This is a genomic window from Qipengyuania huizhouensis, assembly GCF_019711635.1.
GTDB lineage: Bacteria > Pseudomonadota > Alphaproteobacteria > Sphingomonadales > Sphingomonadaceae > Qipengyuania > Qipengyuania huizhouensis.
Genome location: NZ_JAIGNT010000004.1, coordinates 51,493 through 68,347, shown reverse-complemented (window position 1 = coordinate 68,347; position 16,855 = coordinate 51,493). Strand labels below are relative to the sequence as shown.

Below are 16,855 nucleotides of genomic sequence, written 5' to 3'. Positions count from 1 at the left end.
ACCGATTGCAGTTTATGGCCACCAAATCGAAGTCTGGCGACAAGGACGACGCTCCCCTCATCGATCTCAATGAAGCGTCGATCAAGAAGCTCATCACCAAGGCGAAGAAAAAGGGCTACGTCACCTATGACGAGCTCAACGATGCCCTGCCGCAGGGCGAGATGAGTTCCGACCAGATCGAGGACATCCAGTCCGCCTTGTCCGAAATGGGCGTGCAGATCGTCGAGAACGACGAGGATGCCGAACAGGAAGACGAGATCGAGGAAATTGCGCCCGCACCTTCCTCCGCGAAGGAGAAGGAAACCAAGAAGGCCGCGCCGAAAAAGCTCGCCGCCGGCGAACGGACAGACGATCCGGTCCGCATGTATCTGCGCGAAATGGGCGCGGTGGAACTGCTCAGCCGCGAGGGCGAAATCGCCATCGCCAAGCGGATTGAAGCCGGCCGCGACATGATGATCATGGGCCTGTGCCAGAGCCCGATCACGTTCCACGCCATCATCCAGTGGTCCGAAGCGCTCAACAACGAGGAAATGCAACTGCGCGAGATCCTCGATCTTGATGCCATGCTTTCCAAGGAGCCACCGGCAGACAAGCTGGCAGAAGGCGCGGAGGACGATGACGACGACGGCGAGATTTCGGAAGAAACCGCCGGTCCGACCATCCGCGACGATGACGAGGAGGAGGATGACGATTCCGATTCCGAGAGCGAAGACGGCGAGGAAGGTTCGTCCAAGTCAGACGACGATGACGACGAGGACAACACCATGTCGCTCGCCCAGATGGAAGCGGCGCTCAAGCCCGATGCCATCGAACGCTTCGCGCGGATCAAGGACCTGTTCGGTAAATTCGAGAAGCTCCAGGCCGAGCGCGTCGATGTGCTGGGCCGCGGCGATGCTTTCCCGCCCGCCAAGGAAAAGAAGTACGAAGCGCTTTCCGACCAGTTGACCGCAGAAGTCGAAAGCGTCCAGTTCCATGCGACCAAGATCGAATTCCTGGTCGACAATCTTTACGCCTTCAACCGCCGCCTGACCGCACTCGGCGGCCAGATGCTGCGCCTGGCCGAGCGTCACAAGGTCAAGCGCGTCGATTTCCTCGATGCCTATATCGGTAACGAACTCGACGACAACTGGATGGACGACCGCGTCAAGAAGGACAAGAAGTGGGCTGCCTTCGCCGATAAGGAAGCCGACGCGATCGACCGTATCCGCACCGAGATTTCGGATATCGCCAGCGCCACCGGCATGGCCCTGCCCGAATTCCGCCGCATCGTGAACATGGTCCAGAAGGGCGAGCGCGAGGCGCGTATCGCCAAGAAGGAAATGGTCGAGGCGAACCTGCGCCTCGTGATTTCGATTGCAAAGAAATACACCAATCGCGGGTTGCAATTCCTCGACCTGATCCAAGAAGGCAACATCGGGTTGATGAAGGCGGTCGACAAGTTCGAATACCGCCGCGGCTACAAGTTCAGCACCTATGCGACCTGGTGGATCAGGCAGGCGATCACCCGCTCGATCGCCGACCAGGCGCGCACGATCCGCATCCCGGTCCACATGATCGAGACGATCAACAAGCTGGTACGCTGCTCGCGCCAGTTCCTGCATGATCAAGGCCGCGAACCCACGCCCGAAGAGATGGCGGAGAAACTCTCCATGCCGCTCGAAAAGGTTCGCAAGGTGATGAAGATCGCCAAGGAGCCAATCAGCCTCGAAACCCCGATCGGCGACGAGGAAGACAGCCACCTCGGCGATTTCATTGAGGACAAGAACGCAATCATCCCGGTCGATGCCGCTATCCAGGCAAACCTCAAGGAAACGGTCACCCGGGTCCTGGCCAGCCTCACCCCGCGCGAAGAACGCGTGCTGCGCATGCGTTTCGGCATCGGGATGAACACGGACCACACCCTCGAAGAGGTGGGCCAGCAGTTCTCGGTCACGCGCGAACGTATCCGTCAGATCGAGGCCAAGGCCCTGCGCAAGCTCAAGCATCCCAGCCGCAGCCGCAAGATGCGCAGCTTCCTCGATCAATAGTAGGACTGCACCGTCAGGACGATTTGTGACCGAAGTGTCACACTGCGCCGACCTGCTTATCAAAAGACAGGAACGGTATTCTCTCCCGCGCTTTCCTCACTGCATGTGGTTGGGCGAATTGAGCGAAGGCTTTGTGGCAGACCGCAAAGCCTCGCCAGACTGGTGCCGGGAATGAATATCGACTTCCAGAAAGTGCTTGCCCATTCCCCCAACCCCTATGTCATCCTCGATCCATCGCTGAACATACTTTGGGCCAACAATGCCTATCTGAGGGTGACGGGCAGGAATTTGGGCGAAATCGAAGGCAGGGGCATGTTCGAAGCCTTCCCCAGCGAAGGCGAGAGCTATCGCCAGTTGAAGTCGTCGTTCGAGAGAGTTCTCACAACCGGCGAACCGGACGAGATCGCTCATATCCCTTACCAGATACCGAATGCAGAAGGCGGTTTCGACACGCATGTGTGGAGCGCGACCCATACGCCCTTTCTCGACGGTGAAGGGAACGTCGAATACGTTCTCCAACACACCGTTAAGATCACGGGTATGGATCAGTCCGGCTCCGAGCGGGATGCTGCCGGGGTGGCACGCCGTGCCGAGGCGGTCGAACAGCGATATCAGGGTGCGACAAAACAGCTCGAACGCTTCCGCGCGCTCCTTGAACAGGCACCGGGCTTCGTGGCGGTGGTCAGCGGCCGGAGCCATCGGTTCATCATGGCGAATGCCGCATATCGCCAGTTGGTCGGTCAGCGCGACCTCGTCGGCAAGACCGTGGCAGAGGCCCTGCCCGAAGTTATCGACCAAGGCTTCGTCACCCTGCTCGACAAGGTCCACGAGAATGATCGGCCCTACTTCGGCAAGAGGGAAAGGGTCCTGCTCAAGACCGGAGACAATGACGAGCTGGAAGCACGCTTCCTCGAGTTCATCTACCAGCCGATCCATGGGGCGGAAGGCTTTCGGGGGATTCTGGTGCAGGGCCACGACGTCACCGAAGAGGTCGCCTTCGAAGAGCACCAGCGGGTTCTCATCAATGAACTGAATCATCGGGTAAAGAACACCCTGGCGGTCGTTCAGAGCCTTGCGCACCAATCATTCCGTGACAACGGAGGTTCGCACGGCCTGAAAGTATTCACGGATCGTATCGCAGCTCTGGCGAGCGCGCATAATCTTCTTACCGAACGAAGCTGGGAATCCGCCGATTTGCGAACGATCGTCGAAGGCTCGCTCGAAGCGGCTGCAGGTTTCGATTCCGCACGCTATTCGCTCGATGGCCCATCCGTCGTGCTCGCCCCTCAGGCGGCTGTTGCACTTTCCATGATCGTTCATGAACTGAGTACCAATGCCTTGAAATACGGGGCGCTTTCAAATGACGAGGGATTCGTCGATATCACCTGGAACACCGAGAATACGGGTAAGGAAAAATCCTTGATTATCGACTGGCAGGAGCATGGCGGTCCCGTTGTCGACGAACCGAGCAGGAGTGGCTTCGGTACGAGGCTGATCAAGCGAGGGCTCGGAAGCCCTCAGAGCCGCACGAGTATCGATTATCGCGACACCGGTCTTCACTGCCGTATCGAGGGTAGAATATGAATCTGTCCGACAAGCATGTCCTGATCCTGGAAGACGAACCGATCATCGCTTTCGCTCTTGAAGATATGTTGATCGACCAAGGTGCAACTGTAGTGGTCGCCAGTTCGTTGAGCGAGGCGACGGAAACTCTCTCGCATGAGAATTACGATTTCGCGATTCTCGACGTGAACCTACATGGAGAGAAGAGTTATCCTCTCGCCTATCAACTGAAAGACAAGGGAATCCCCTTTGTTTTCGCAACCGGCTATGGCGATGCGGAACACCCGGAAGACTTCGCCCAGGTTCCCACGCTGACCAAGCCATATTCGCTGGTGCAGATAGTGCAGACCGCAGACGAAATTTCCGGTAGGAATTGACGCGAATGAAAAGCGGTCTCCCCTCACGGGATAGACCTCTGCAAGTTGGTCAGTTTCTCTTCAGGTACCGAACAGCTTCCTGAATCGGCATCGGCTTCGCGTAGAGATACCCCTGCCCGTATTCGACACCCAGATCCTGCAGAACGGTCGCCTCGGCAGGACACTCGATGCCCTCGGCAATGAGTTTCGATCCTATCGCTTCGGCGAAACGAACCATTGCTCCCACTAGCGCGCGTCGGGCCACATCTTCATGGATATCGCGCGTCAGGCTCATATCCAGTTTCAGCAGGCCCGGTGAAAGATCGACCAAATGTCGCAATCCGGCATATCCCGACCCGACATCATCGATCGCGATGCGGGCGTAGCGGGAGATCGGCTCGAGAGCCTCGCGCAATGCTGCAAAATCGCTGACCTGCTGATGCTCGGTTACCTCGACGACGATGTTTCTTGGACCTGCGCTTTCAAGAATGGCCTCTAGCGCGCCGGACATTATCGCTTCAGGCGACGCATTGACCGAGACGTAGAAATCGGACGGGATCAGATCGGCACTGGCAAGCGCGCACTGAATTGCGAGCAACTCGAGCTCCACTCCTCGCCCGATCTCCGCAGCCTCGTCGAACCACTTGTCGGGGCTGCGTATCATCGCGTCGGGAAAACGAGCGAGGCACTCCACCCCTACCGGCTTTCCCGCCCCGATCGAATGAATCGGTTGCTGGACGATCTGCATCCCGCTGCTCTCGATCAGCCCGCTGATCCGTGCGTCCAGCCTGCTCAGGCGCTGGTCCTTTTCCAGATTGTCCTCGATCTGCTCGACTGCCAGGGCGGCGAAGGCTCGAAGCACATCGACATCGCGCTGCGTCATGCTCCGGTCGGGATTTCGGCTCAGGCAGCAGAAGCTTCCGTATAGCGTGCCATCGGACAAGCGCAGCGGCGTATTGAGGTGGCAACCTACCGGCAGGAATTCGGTGATCGCCATGGTGCCGGTAAAGGGATGGTCCGCCGGATCCTGTATCAGCTCGGGCAGCCGCCCCTCCGCGATATGCCAGCAATAACTGTTTTCGCGCGGATCGCGGAAGCCCGGCCCCATCGGCAAATCAAGATCGGAATCGACATGCGTCAGTTCCTTCTCGTTATTTTCGACATAGCGCGAAACGAAGGCGATCTCGGTACCTAGATGCACACGAACGGCGTGCAGGATCCTGTCGATCGACGAATTCTGGAGCGGTTCGACCGAGAGTCTCGATGCCGCGGCGGGCACCAGCATTGAAGGAGCGAGCATCGTCATACCTATGGCCCTAATCGCAATTTATTAAGGAATTTGACCAAGTTCTGCGTCCGGCGGCATATTCGTGTGTAAGAGGGTAGCGAACGGGGTGGAGAGAATCGCCGTCAGCACCTATGGGGCTCACCATGCGTATCGCCCTTGCATCCGACCATGCCGCCATCGAACTGAAAGAAGTTCTGCGCGACTGGCTTATCGAGATGGGTCACGAAGTCGCCGACCTCGGGCCCGAAACCACCGACAGCGTCGATTATCCCGACTTCGGTTACAGGCTGGCAGAAGTCGTGGCAGACGGCACGGCAGAACGCGGCATCGCGCTGTGCGGCAGCGGCATCGGCATTTCGATGAGCGTGAACCGCAATCCGAAACTCCGGTGCGCACTCGTTTCCGAACCGCTTTCCGCCAGCCTGTGCCGCGAACATAACGACGCGAATTGCATTGCGCTGGGCGCGCGGCTCATCGGGGTGGACATGGCCAAGGCCTGCGTCACCGCCTTTCTCGAAACCGAATTCACCGGCGGGCGCCACCAGCGCCGCGTCGACAAGCTCTCGAACCCAAGTTGCTAAGGACAAGCATGACCGACAACCGTTTCTGGAACGACACGCTCGAACAAGCCGATCCCGAAATCCATGCGGCAGTCCGCAACGAACTGAAGCGCCAGCAGGATAAGATCGAACTGATCGCGAGTGAGAACATCGCGTCCACCGCGGTCCTCGAAGCGACCGGCAGCGTGTTCACCAACAAATATGCCGAAGGCTATCCGGGCAAGCGTTATTACGGCGGCTGCGACTATGCCGACGTGGTCGAAACGCTGGCGATCGAACGCGCCAAGGAACTGTTCGGCTGCAATTTCGCCAACGTCCAGCCGAACTCCGGCAGCCAGATGAACCAGGCGGTATTCCTCGCGCTGCTGCAGCCGGGCGATACCTTCATGGGTCTCGACCTCAATTCGGGCGGCCACCTGACGCACGGATCGCCGGTGAACATGAGCGGCAAGTGGTTCAACCCGGTCAGCTATGGCGTGCGCGAAGGCGACGAGCTGATCGACATGGACGATGTCATGGCGATCGCCAAGAAGCACAAGCCCAAACTCATTATCGCGGGCGGCACCGCCTATTCGCGTATCTGGGACTGGGCAGCCTTCCGCAAGGTCGCGGACGAGGTCGGCGCCTATCTGATGGTTGATATGAGCCACATTGCAGGGCTGGTTGCAGGCGGAGCGCACCCCTCGCCTATCCCTCACGCCCATGTCGTGACGACTACCACCCACAAGAGCATGCGAGGCCCGCGATCTGGCGTGATCCTGTGGAATGACGAGGAATTGACCAAGCCGATCAACATGGCGGTCTTCCCCGGCATGCAGGGCGGCCCGCTGATGCATGTCATAGCGGCCAAGGCGGTCGCTTTTCGCGAAGCCCTGCGGCCGGAGTTCAAGAACTATGCCGCCAATGTCGTCGCCAATGCGCATGCGCTGGCGAAGAGCATAGAGGCGAACGGCCTACGCGTCGTTTCCGGCGGAACGGACAATCATTCCATGCTGGTCGATCTCACGGCCAAGGATGTGACCGGCAAAGCGGCGGAAACCGGCCTCGACCGTGCCTGGCTCACCTGCAACAAGAACGGCATTCCCTACGACACGCGCAGCCCCTTCGTGACCAGCGGCATCCGTCTCGGCACGCCCGCCGGGACCACGCGCGGCTTTGGCGAAGCCGAGTTCACGACCATCGGCAAGCTGATCTGCGAAGTCGTCGACGGCCTGTCGCGCAACGGACCCGAAGGTGATGGCCAGATCGAACAGAGCGTGCGTGACCGGGTGGCCGAATTGTGCGATGCTTTCCCCGTCTACCCCGGACGCTGAGGAGAATTTCATGGCCATAGATCCAGACGACCGCGAGCCGGAAGATCGCCGCACCAAGCATCAGGACCACGACCTTGTTCCGGACGCCACTGCAGAGATCAAGGGCATGGCGAAGGAAGGCCTCAATCACCCTTCGACCAAGCCTGTGTTGACTGGTGCCGCCATCGGCGCAATTGCAGGCGGCATCCTGCCCGTGGTTACCTGGCCCATCGGCCTCGTCGCCGGTGCGGGCTTCATGCTCTACAAGCGCCTGCGCCCCTGATTTACGGATAAGAAATGCGCTGCCCATTCTGCGCCCATGACGACAGTCAGGTGAAGGACTCTCGTCCGACCGAGGATTCGACCTCGATCCGCCGCCGCCGCCAATGCTCCAGCTGCGGCGCGCGCTTCACGACGTTCGAACGCGTGCAACTTCGCGAAGTCACCGTGATCAAATCGGGCGACCGCCGCCAGCCATTCGACCGGGGCAAGCTCGAACAGTCGATCTCGCTGGCGTGCCGCAAGCGCGACGTGGCGCATGAACGGATCGACCAGCTGGTGAGCGGCATCCAGCGCCAGGTCGAAACTGCCGGCGAGGCGGAAATCGCTTCGCAGCGTATCGGCGAAATGGTGATGGACGGCCTGCGCCAGATCGACAGCGTGGCCTATATCCGCTTCGCTTCCGTCTACCGCGATTTCAGCGAGGCACGCGATTTCGAGGAATTCGCCAGCACGGTGCAGGAAGCCGCGAATGAACGGGCCTGACAGCCGCAAGCCCGTCATCGTCCTCGTCCGTCCGCAACTTGGCGAGAATATCGGCAAGGCGGCGCGGGCGATGCTCAATTTCGGGCTGACCGAACTGCGCATGGTCGAACCGCGCGACGGCTGGCCCAATCCCGATGCAGGACCTGCCGCCGCCGGGGCCGATGTCGTGCTGGAGAAGGCGCGGGTCTTCGCGAGCACTGCCGAAGCCGTGGCGGATTGCGCGCATGTCTATGCCACCACCGTCCGCAAGCGCGGCGTCACCAAGCCAGTCTATACGCCCGAGGAAGCGACCCTCAAAATTGCGAAGGCCGAGGGGCGCAGCGCGATCCTGTTCGGCCCCGAACGTTCAGGGTTGGAGACCGAGGATGTCGCGCTCGCCCGCGCGATCCTCACCGTGCCGATCAACCCTGAATTCGGATCGCTCAATCTCGCGCAGGCGGTGATCCTGTGCGCCTATGAATGGTCGAAACACGAAAGCCTCGTCCAGCCGACGCAGGAAGAAATCCTGCCGCCCGCGCCGCAGGAAGAGCTGGAAGGCCTCATCGCCCATCTCGAAGCTATGCTCGAACCGAAGGGATATTTCCTCCCCGAGCCGCGTGCAGATGCCACCCGCAGGACACTTCGCGGCGTGCTGACCAAGCCGGGCTGGAACCACCTCGAAGTGCGCACGCTGCGCGGAGTGCTCTCCTCGCTCGGTCGCGGGCCTAAGCCCTGATCCGGTCCCACTCGGCGAGTTCGTAAGCGATCGAGGTTTCGACCAGAAGTTCCCAAATTTCGGCGATTTTTTCACTAGGCAATTCGCGGTTTGCAGCATCGACCCGCGCATTGTCGATGACCTCGGCCTTGCGCGCTTCATCGCGGACCACATTGCGGTCTTCCTTGATACGAGCCGCCGCGCGCATATAGCCGAAACGGCGGTCCAGCAGTTCCATCAGTTCGCGGTCGGTCGTATCCACGCCGATCCGCACTTCGCGCATGTCGGTGCAGTCTTCGGGCAGTTTGAAATCGTTACTCATGGCCGCGCCGCATGGCGAAGCGATTGCCCCTTGTCGAGGGGAAACGAAACCCACTCTCGACTTGCGCGCGGCACCTCGGCATGGGGGGTCCCATGTCGAGCAATCCCAACTCCTTCCGCAACCAGCCTGACGAGCGCGGGCATTTCGGCGATTACGGCGGGCGCTATGTCGCCGAGACGCTGATGCCGCTGGTCCTCGATCTCGAGCGCGAATACCGCAAAGCGCAGGCCGATCCCGAATTCCAGCGCGAGTTCGACGACCTGCTGGAACATTACGTGGGCCGCCCTTCCCCGCTCTATTTCGCCGAACGGCTTACCGACGCGATCGGCGGCGCACAGGTGTGGTTCAAGCGCGACGAGCTCAATCACACGGGCGCGCACAAGATCAACAATTGTATCGGGCAGATCCTGCTGGCGATCCGCATGGGCAAGACGCGGATCATCGCGGAAACCGGCGCCGGCCAGCACGGTGTCGCCACTGCCACCGTCTGCGCGCGGTTCGGCCTGCCCTGCGTGGTCTATATGGGCGCAGAGGACGTGCGGCGGCAGTCGCCCAATGTCTTCCGCATGAAGCTGCTTGGCGCGGAGGTCGTGCCGGTCACCAGCGGGCGCGGCACGCTCAAGGACGCGATGAACGAAGGGCTGCGCGACTGGGTCGCGAACGTCCACGACACCTTCTACATCATCGGCACCGCAGCCGGGCCGCATCCCTATCCGGAGCTGGTGCGCGATTTCCAGAGCGTGATCGGCAAAGAAGCGCGCGCACAGATGCAAGACCGCATCGGCCGCCTGCCCGATCTGCTGGTTGCAGCTATCGGAGGAGGCTCGAACGCCCTCGGCCTGTTCCACCCCTTCCTCGACGATCCCGACGTAAAGATGCTCGGTGTCGAAGCGGCGGGTCACGGATTGGATGGCGACGAGCACGCGGCAAGCCTGCTCGGCGGCTTCCCCGGCGTGCTCCACGGCAACAAGACCTATTTGCTACAGGACGATGACGGCCAGATCACCGAGGGCCACTCGATCAGCGCCGGGCTGGACTATCCCGGCATCGGCCCCGAACACGCCTGGCTCAAGGACAATGGCCGCGTCGAATACACCGCTATTACGGACGAGGAGGCACTGGAGGCCTTCCAGCTCCTCTGCCGCACCGAGGGCATCATCCCCGCGCTGGAGCCCAGCCACGCCATCGCAGCGGTGCAGAAGCGCGCGAAGGAAATGCCAAAGGACAGCGTGATCCTCGCAAACCTGTGCGGGCGCGGGGACAAGGACATCTTCACCGTGGCCGAGAGGTTGGGAGTGGAGATGTGAGGGGAGTTGCGCTTCTCGCGACCGTATTGTTCTTCATCCTGCCGATTTTCATCATAACAGGCGAAATCGATGGTGAGGCAGCCGCAAAGATCGCATTGCCTGGTATACTGACTTTGGTCGTTCTTCTAGCTTTACTCGCAGCCTTGGACCGGCTGGTTAGCTACATTTCGGCCAACGCTCCAAGCGACAATAACGAGGGTTCCGCTTCCAATCCGCCGAACGCAGCAGCGCTTGGACTGTACTTCGGCTGCGTTCTATTGGGTGGTCTCGGTCTAGTCCTCTATTTTCAAGAACATCCGATTGTAGCCGATCTCATCGCTTATGACCTCTCAGGTCAAAGGCCCGGTTTCCTGTTAATTGGTCTCCCCGTGCTGCTCTTGCTTGGCTATGCGAGATGGATCGACAACCGTCCCTCATGACTGACTGCCTCACATCCAAGTTCGCTAAACCGCCCCCCATCAGCGTCACCCCGGACTTGATCTGGGGTCCGGCTTCTTCCAGCGTCGCGCAAAAGGCAGCGGAATCCCGGCTCGGGGGCCGGCGTGACGATAACGGGATGGATACTGTCCTACAGCAGCCCATTCGTGCGACTATAGTCGCATGACGACCACCAAACACACCCATTATCGCCGCCTTTTCAGGGGTCCGCCGCCCCTGAACTTTTTTGCCATTGGACAGTGTAACACCCGGTCCATGTCTCAGACTTCTGCCGGATTAAGGGAACGAACCTGACACCATGCCCACACCGAATCGCCTCTCCTCCGTATTCGCCAAGCCCCACCCCGCACTCGTCTGCTTTATAACCGCAGGCGATGGCGACACGGCTGCCAATCTCGACGCATTGGTCGAGGGCGGCGCGGACGTGATTGAGCTGGGCATGCCCTTCACCGATCCGATGGCCGATGGCCCGGCGATCCAGGCAGCGAATATCCGCTCGCTTGCCGCGGGCACCACTACGCATGACGTGTTCGCCATCGCCTTCGAATTTCGCGAGCGTCACAAGAGTGTGCCGCTAGTGCTCATGGGTTACGCAAATCCAATGATCCGACGAGGTCCGGAATGGTTTGGTAGTCAATGCGCTGCAGCTGGAGTCGACGGAGTGATCTGCGTCGATATTCCACCCGAGGAGGACGAGGCCTTAGGACCGATGTTGCGCGAGTTCGGTATCGCGCCCATCCGGCTCGCCACCCCGACCACCGATGCGAAGCGCCTGCCCAAGGTGCTCGAAGGCTCGGGCGGGTTCCTCTACTATGTCTCGGTCGCCGGGATCACCGGCAAGCAGCAGGCCGCGCAAACCTCCATCGAGGAGGCAGTCGCCCGCCTGAGATCCGCAACCGACCTGCCCATCGCAGTCGGCTTCGGCGTGCGTACACCGGAACAGGCAGGCGAGATCGCGAAGGTCGCCGATGGAGTCGTGGTCGGATCCGCACTGGTCGAACTGGTCGGTGAACACGGCTCCGGCGCACCGTCGAAACTGCGCGAATATACGGCAGGCCTTGCCAAGGCGGTGCATTCGGCGGCAAAGGCCCCCTCGAAAGAAGGTTAGGCATGAACTGGTTTACACGCGTCCGTAACAATATCAGCTGGCTTCCCAAGCGCGCGACCGAGAAGGATCTCTGGGTCAAATGCCCCGGCTGCCAACAGATGGTCTTCGGTCAGGAATATGCCGAGAACATGGATGTCTGCCCACGCTGTGACCATCATGGCCGTATCGGCGCGGACAAGCGGCTCGCCATGCTGCTCGATGAAGGCTTCGAGACGCTTCCGATCCCGGACGTGAAGGAAGACCCGCTCAAGTTCCGCGACTCGAAGAAATATACCGATCGCCTCAAGCAAGCGCGCGCCAAGAGCCCGCACAAGGATGCTTTCCTCGTCGGCGCAGGCGCGATCGAAGTCAAGCCGGCAGTCGTGGGCGTGCAGGATTTCACCTTCATGGGCGGCAGCATGGGAATGGCGGTGGGTACGGCCTTCTGCCAGGGCGCCGAACGTGCGCTGACGCTGCGTGCGCCCTATGTCGTCGTTACCGCTGCGGGCGGGGCGCGGATGCAGGAAGGCATTCTCAGCCTGATGCAGATGCCCAAGGCGACTGTGATGACGCGCCGTCTCAAGGAAGCCGGCCTGCCCTATATCGTGGTACTGACCGATCCGACCACGGGCGGCGTCACTGCCAGCTATGCCATGCTGGGCGACGTCCATATCGCGGAACCGGGCGCGCTCATCGGCTTCGCCGGGCAGCGCGTGATCCAGGATACCATCCGCGAGCAATTGCCCGACGGTTTCCAGCGCGCCGAATACCTCCACAAGCACGGCATGGTCGACATGGTGGTCCACCGCCACGATCTGCGCGATACGCTGGCGACGGTGCTCGATTACCTGGCGCCCGCCAAGGCGGCCTGACCTTTCGCATGCGGGATTTTGCCCGCTCCGACGATGCTTCGGTGCAGGCCCAGCTCGACCGGCTGGCAAGGCTGAGCGTGCCCGACGGGCGGTTGGGGTTGGAGACGATCCGGGCTTTGCTGGAGCGCCTCGGCAATCCGCATCTCCGGTTGCCGCCAGTGTTCCATGTCGCCGGGACCAACGGCAAGGGATCGACCTGCGCATTCCTGCGCGCGATGCTGGAGGCTGAGGGGTACAAGGTTCACGTTACCACCAGCCCGCATCTCGTCCGGTATAATGAGCGTATCCGTGTTGCGGGCGACCTGATTACGGACGCGAGACTGGCGGACCTCCTCGCCGAAGTGCTGGATGCGGGCGAGGACCTGAACCCCAGCTTCTTCGAAGTCACCATCGCCGCCGCATTCACCGAATTCGCGCGCGTCCCCGCCGACGCCTGCGTGGTGGAGGTAGGCCTCGGCGGCCGCTTCGATGCGACCAATGTGCTGGAACCGGACGTGCTGGCCGCCTGCGGGATCGCGGCGCTGGGGATCGATCACGAGCGCTTCCTGCTCGCACCCGAGTACGGGGCGCCGGAAGTGCCTCTCGCCCGCATCGCCTTCGAAAAGGCCGGGATCGCCAAGCAAGGCTGCGCGCTGGTCACGCTGGACTACCCCCAACCGGCGCAGCGCGAGATCGAGGCAGCCGCCGCGCGGACTGGTGCCCGGCTTGCTATGCGCGGGCGGAACTGGTCGATAAATGCCAGCACAAACGGGCTGCATTATACGGATCGGCACGGCGAACTCTCTCTGCCGCTCCCCACCCTGCCCGGCCCCCACCAGCCGGAGAACGCTGGTCTGGCAATAGCGATGCTGCGACATCAGGACCGCATCAAAGTTACGCGCCAAGCCTTTGCTGCTGGGATTCGTCAGGCGTACTGGCCAGCCCGCCTGCAACGCCTTGCTCCCGGTCCGCTGACGGGAGATCGCGAGGTCTGGCTGGACGGCGGACACAACCCTTCCGCAGGAGATACACTGGGGCGCCATTTTGCAGGTCAGCGCCTGCACCTGATCGTCGGCATGCTAGATGCGAAAGACCCGGCAGCGATCGTGAAGCCGCTGAGCGGCGCCATAGCAAGCATCACCGTGGTCCCTGTTCCCGGCCACGACTGGCACGGCCCGGATGTCTTCGGCGCCGGTGTGCCGCTGGCGGAGGACGTGCCCTCAGCCCTTTTGACGCTCCCCGATGATGGTTTGCCGGTCCTGATCGCAGGCTCACTCTACCTTGCCGGCGAAGTCCTGCGACTTAACGGCGAATTGCCCGATTGATCACTTCGGCGGAAGCACCTCTCCGGCTTCCGGCGCGATGATGCCAGCCGCCCTCTTCCCGCGGCTTTCGCGGTACCATTCGAAGCAGACCAGCACTGCAGCACCAAGACCGATCCAGGTCGTGAGGACAAAGACATCGAAATAGCCCTGGTTCTCGATCATCTCCCCCAATGCGCCCCGCCCCAGAGTCCCCACCAGCAGGGTCAGCGAAGACAGGAGCGCATACTGCACAGCACTGAACTTCTTGGACACGATGGAGGACAGCCAAGCAACGTATGCTGCGCCAGCGATACCTATTGCGAGGTTTTCGAAAGCGATAGTTATGGTCAGCTTCGCGAGCGCGGCATCGCCGATGCCCGGCACCTGCTCGATCAGGTAGGTGAAGCCCACGAAATCGCTGAACGCCTGCATGTTCGCGCCGCCAATCGCCATATCGGCATAGAGCAGGTTGGTCAGTGCTGCCATGACGCCGCCGATCAGCAGGGTCGCCATCCGGCCTATGGTGGTCAGCAACAGCCCACCCAGCGCAAGACCGGCGATGATCGCGCCCACGCCGAAGAACTTCGAGGCGAATGCCACGTCATCGTTCGTGTATTCGAGTTCACCCAAATAGAAAGGATAGGCGAAGGTTCCCCAGATCGCGTCGCAGATGCGATAGGTCAGCACCACGGCGAGGATGAGAACCAGCGACCAGCCCATGCGCCCGACGAATTCGACGAGTGGAAGGACGAGCGCGCGATACAGGTGGTCCAGCGCGAACGAACTGCCCGTCGCCGGTTCCATGTCCTGCGCCAGAAGATGCTCTCCCCGGCGCTTCTTGCTGGCCAGCCACCCGGCGATCAGGGCGGGCAGGATAATTGTCGCCACGATGATCCACGGACCGACGTTAATGGTGAATTCCGTGGGATTGGGCCGGTCTTCCGGCGCATAAGTCATCGACATGATCATGAAGGTCAGGACCACGCCGATAGCTCCTGCCCAAAGCAGGCCCACGAACAGCAGCGCACGATTGCGAATCGAAGGTGCCAGCTCCCCTGCCTTGCGCAGCGCACGAACCTGCAATTCGCTCTCGCTGGCCACATCGGCCGCCTCTTCCTTTGCATTCGGCGCCCACAGCCCGACGAAACCGACTGCCAGCAAGATGGCACCCATCAGCGCATAGGTTTCCGGCCAACCGATCCGTGCAGCGATGACCAGACCCAGCGCGCCGCCGACGAGCGAGGACAGGCGGTAGCCCATCTGGTAGACCGTCGAGAGAATGTCGATGGTTGCACGCTCGTCCGCCACATCGATGCGCCAAGCGTTGATGGCGATGTCCTGCGTCGCGCTGGCGAACGCACCAATGCCAGCAAGCAGGCTGAACCAGCCCAGCTGGCTCTTCGGCTCCAGAAGACTCATCGTGACGAGGATAGTGCCGAGCAGAACTTGCGCAGGCACGATCCATTGCTTGCGTCGCCCCAGCTTGCGCAGGATCGGAATGTTCACCTTGTCGATCAACGGCGACCAGAGGAACTGAAAGGCATAGGCAAGCCCGATCAGAGAGAAGATACCCATGGTCTCGAGGTCGACCTCTGCTTCGGTCAACCAGGCGAAGAGCGTGCCGAGGAAGAGAGCGAAAGGAAGTCCGCTGGCAAAGCCGAACAGAAGCATGAAACCGGTCTTGCGATTGGTCAGCGCAAGAGCCAGCACCTTCCACGCGGATTTCTTCTTTTCTTCAACCGCTTCGGCCATGCCCTAGCGTCCTTTCGTTTTGATCTGTTTTTTGCGACACTAGCGCTCGGAGAGAGAAAGGAATAGGCGCGATGGGAGTTCCCTCCACGCTACTCGATGGACGCAGGCCGACCGACGGCATGTTGGCGCTTGCACAGGATATTGCGGACAACAAGGAGCGTGACGGCATCGGTCAGACAAGCGTGCCCGCCCACGTCTATACCGACCCTGAATATTGGGCGCGTGAGAAAAGCGCGATTTACGACCGGCTGCCACAAATTCTATGCCCCAGTGCCCTGCTGCCGGATGCCGGAATGGCTGTGCCGCATGATGCGACAGGACGACCGCTGTTGATCACCCGCGATGCTGCGGGAAAAGCCCACGTCTTCCTCAATGTCTGCCGCCATCGCGGCACCCGTCTTGTCGAAGGCAGCGAGATCAAGTGCACCAAGAAGCTCGTCTGCCCCTATCACGCTTGGACCTATGCAGTGGATGGCCGTCTCCTCGCATTGCCCCGGCCGGACACCTTCCCCCAACTCGACAAGAGCGAGATGGGGCTGGTGGAATTGCCCTCACGCGAAACAGGCGGGGTCATATGGTTCTGTCCGAAAGAGGAAACCGCGGATTTCACTCTCGCCGACAAGCTGGGAGAAGACTTCGACGCTCTCGGCATGGGTGAACACGTTCTCTTCAGGCGGAAAACCCACGAAGTAGCAGGCAATTGGAAGCTCATCATGGATGCCTTCCTCGAAAGCTACCACGTTACGCGCCTCCACGCGCAAACTATCGGCCCATTCTTCAAGGACGGCGTCACGAGCGGTGACATGATCGGGCATCATGCACGCAGCGCCGTCGGCAGGCTCGAGGAGATGGAGGGCGTCGATCTCACTGACATGGCACAACTTCGTCGGGTCGTGACCTTCGCATACCAGCTGATGCCTGGCGCACTTGTCATCCCCAGCCCCGATTACATCAACCTCATGGTCATGATGCCACAGGCCCAGAACCGGACCCTGGTGGAGGACTTCATGCTCATCCCCGAGCATCCAAGTACTGACAAGGCGCGCGACCACTGGGAACGCAGCTGGGCGCTGCTTGACGGCGGAGTTTTTGCCGCCGAAGATTTTCGCGCCGCAGAGCTTGGCCAGCAAGGTCTGGAAACGGGAGCGGTTCCGGAACTGACGCTCGGCACGATGGAAGGCGGAATCAGGCGTTATCACGAGACAGTCGAGGAAGCCTTGCGCGCCGCCAACTGAGGGCCTAACCGCGC

At 60.9% G+C, this 16,855-nt stretch carries 17 protein-coding genes; 14 read left to right on the top strand and 3 right to left on the bottom strand.

What is annotated here, in order from left to right; translation table 11 throughout:
* Positions 1-14: 14 nt before the first annotated feature.
* From rpoD to K3180_RS05385, 3 genes are all read left to right on the top strand, one after another.
* Positions 15-2,027: an RNA polymerase sigma factor RpoD gene (gene rpoD / locus K3180_RS05395; RefSeq protein ID WP_221538783.1), complete on the top strand. Its 2,013-nt coding sequence runs from the start codon at positions 15-17 to the stop codon at positions 2,025-2,027.
* Positions 2,028-2,198: 171 nt separating this feature from the next.
* The gene (locus K3180_RS05390) at positions 2,199-3,611 is read left to right on the top strand and encodes a PAS domain-containing protein (protein ID WP_221538781.1); all 1,413 of its coding nucleotides are present in this window, start codon (positions 2,199-2,201) and stop codon (positions 3,609-3,611) included.
* Positions 3,608-3,967: a response regulator gene (locus tag K3180_RS05385; protein ID WP_221538779.1), complete on the top strand. Its 360-nt coding sequence runs from the start codon at positions 3,608-3,610 to the stop codon at positions 3,965-3,967. Before K3180_RS05390 ends, K3180_RS05385 begins: the two co-directional genes overlap by 4 nt.
* A gap of 49 nt (positions 3,968-4,016) precedes the next feature.
* Here the strand turns inward: K3180_RS05385 and K3180_RS05380 are convergent, their stop codons facing one another.
* A complete protein-coding gene (locus K3180_RS05380; RefSeq protein WP_221538777.1) occupies positions 4,017-5,252 on the bottom strand; it encodes a sensor domain-containing phosphodiesterase in 1,236 nt (411 codons plus the stop codon).
* Positions 5,253-5,377: 125 nt separating this feature from the next.
* Here K3180_RS05380 and rpiB point away from each other — a divergent pair, with 125 nt between their 5' ends.
* From rpiB to K3180_RS05355, 5 genes are read left to right on the top strand one after another with little or no spacing between them, the layout of a single operon-like run.
* Positions 5,378-5,815, top strand: a complete 438-nt coding sequence (rpiB, locus tag K3180_RS05375) for a ribose 5-phosphate isomerase B (protein WP_221538775.1) — start codon at positions 5,378-5,380, stop codon at positions 5,813-5,815.
* An 8-nt stretch (positions 5,816-5,823) separates the two neighbouring features.
* Positions 5,824-7,107 (top strand): serine hydroxymethyltransferase, encoded by a 1,284-nt coding sequence (gene glyA / locus K3180_RS05370; RefSeq protein ID WP_221538773.1) that lies wholly within the window; start codon positions 5,824-5,826, stop codon positions 7,105-7,107.
* A gap of 10 nt (positions 7,108-7,117) precedes the next feature.
* The gene (locus K3180_RS05365) at positions 7,118-7,369 is read left to right on the top strand and encodes a hypothetical protein (protein ID WP_221538771.1); all 252 of its coding nucleotides are present in this window, start codon (positions 7,118-7,120) and stop codon (positions 7,367-7,369) included.
* Between the two features lie 14 nt (positions 7,370-7,383).
* A complete protein-coding gene (gene nrdR / locus K3180_RS05360) occupies positions 7,384-7,851 on the top strand; it encodes a transcriptional regulator NrdR (protein ID WP_221538768.1) in 468 nt (155 codons plus the stop codon).
* The gene (locus tag K3180_RS05355) at positions 7,838-8,566 is read left to right on the top strand and encodes an RNA methyltransferase (RefSeq protein WP_221538767.1); all 729 of its coding nucleotides are present in this window, start codon (positions 7,838-7,840) and stop codon (positions 8,564-8,566) included. The genes nrdR and K3180_RS05355 overlap by 14 nt, the downstream gene beginning before the upstream one ends.
* On the opposite strand, the gene K3180_RS05350 is transcribed toward K3180_RS05355, so the two are convergent.
* Entirely contained in the window at positions 8,556-8,867 is a 312-nt protein-coding gene (locus K3180_RS05350) for a chorismate mutase (RefSeq protein WP_221538765.1), read from the bottom strand. The two genes, K3180_RS05355 and K3180_RS05350, sit on opposite strands and share 11 nt — an antisense overlap.
* Before the next feature lie 92 nt (positions 8,868-8,959).
* Here K3180_RS05350 and trpB point away from each other — a divergent pair, with 92 nt between their 5' ends.
* From trpB to K3180_RS05325, 5 genes are all read left to right on the top strand, one after another.
* Positions 8,960-10,174 carry a tryptophan synthase subunit beta gene (trpB, locus tag K3180_RS05345; protein WP_221538764.1) on the top strand — a complete coding sequence of 405 codons (1,215 nt, stop codon included), beginning with the start codon at positions 8,960-8,962 and terminating at the stop codon, positions 10,172-10,174.
* Between the two features lie 26 nt (positions 10,175-10,200).
* Positions 10,201-10,593 (top strand): hypothetical protein, encoded by a 393-nt coding sequence (locus K3180_RS05340; RefSeq protein WP_221538762.1) that lies wholly within the window; start codon positions 10,201-10,203, stop codon positions 10,591-10,593.
* A gap of 317 nt (positions 10,594-10,910) precedes the next feature.
* Complete coding sequence (gene trpA, locus K3180_RS05335) at positions 10,911-11,720, top strand: tryptophan synthase subunit alpha (RefSeq protein WP_221538760.1); 810 nt, start codon at positions 10,911-10,913, stop codon at positions 11,718-11,720.
* A 2-nt stretch (positions 11,721-11,722) separates the two neighbouring features.
* Positions 11,723-12,571 (top strand): acetyl-CoA carboxylase, carboxyltransferase subunit beta, encoded by an 849-nt coding sequence (gene accD / locus K3180_RS05330; protein ID WP_221538758.1) that lies wholly within the window; start codon positions 11,723-11,725, stop codon positions 12,569-12,571.
* A gap of 8 nt (positions 12,572-12,579) precedes the next feature.
* Positions 12,580-13,875, top strand: coding sequence for a bifunctional folylpolyglutamate synthase/dihydrofolate synthase (locus K3180_RS05325; protein WP_221538756.1), 1,296 nt, complete (start codon positions 12,580-12,582; stop codon positions 13,873-13,875).
* Here the strand turns inward: K3180_RS05325 and K3180_RS05320 are convergent, their stop codons facing one another.
* Complete coding sequence (locus tag K3180_RS05320) at positions 13,876-15,606, bottom strand: AmpG family muropeptide MFS transporter (protein ID WP_221538754.1); 1,731 nt, start codon at positions 15,604-15,606, stop codon at positions 13,876-13,878.
* 71 nt (positions 15,607-15,677) lie between these two features.
* On the opposite strand from K3180_RS05320, the gene K3180_RS05315 reads away from it, so the two are divergent.
* Positions 15,678-16,841: an aromatic ring-hydroxylating oxygenase subunit alpha gene (locus K3180_RS05315; protein ID WP_221538752.1), complete on the top strand. Its 1,164-nt coding sequence runs from the start codon at positions 15,678-15,680 to the stop codon at positions 16,839-16,841.
* The last annotated feature ends 14 nt before the right edge of the window (positions 16,842-16,855 follow it).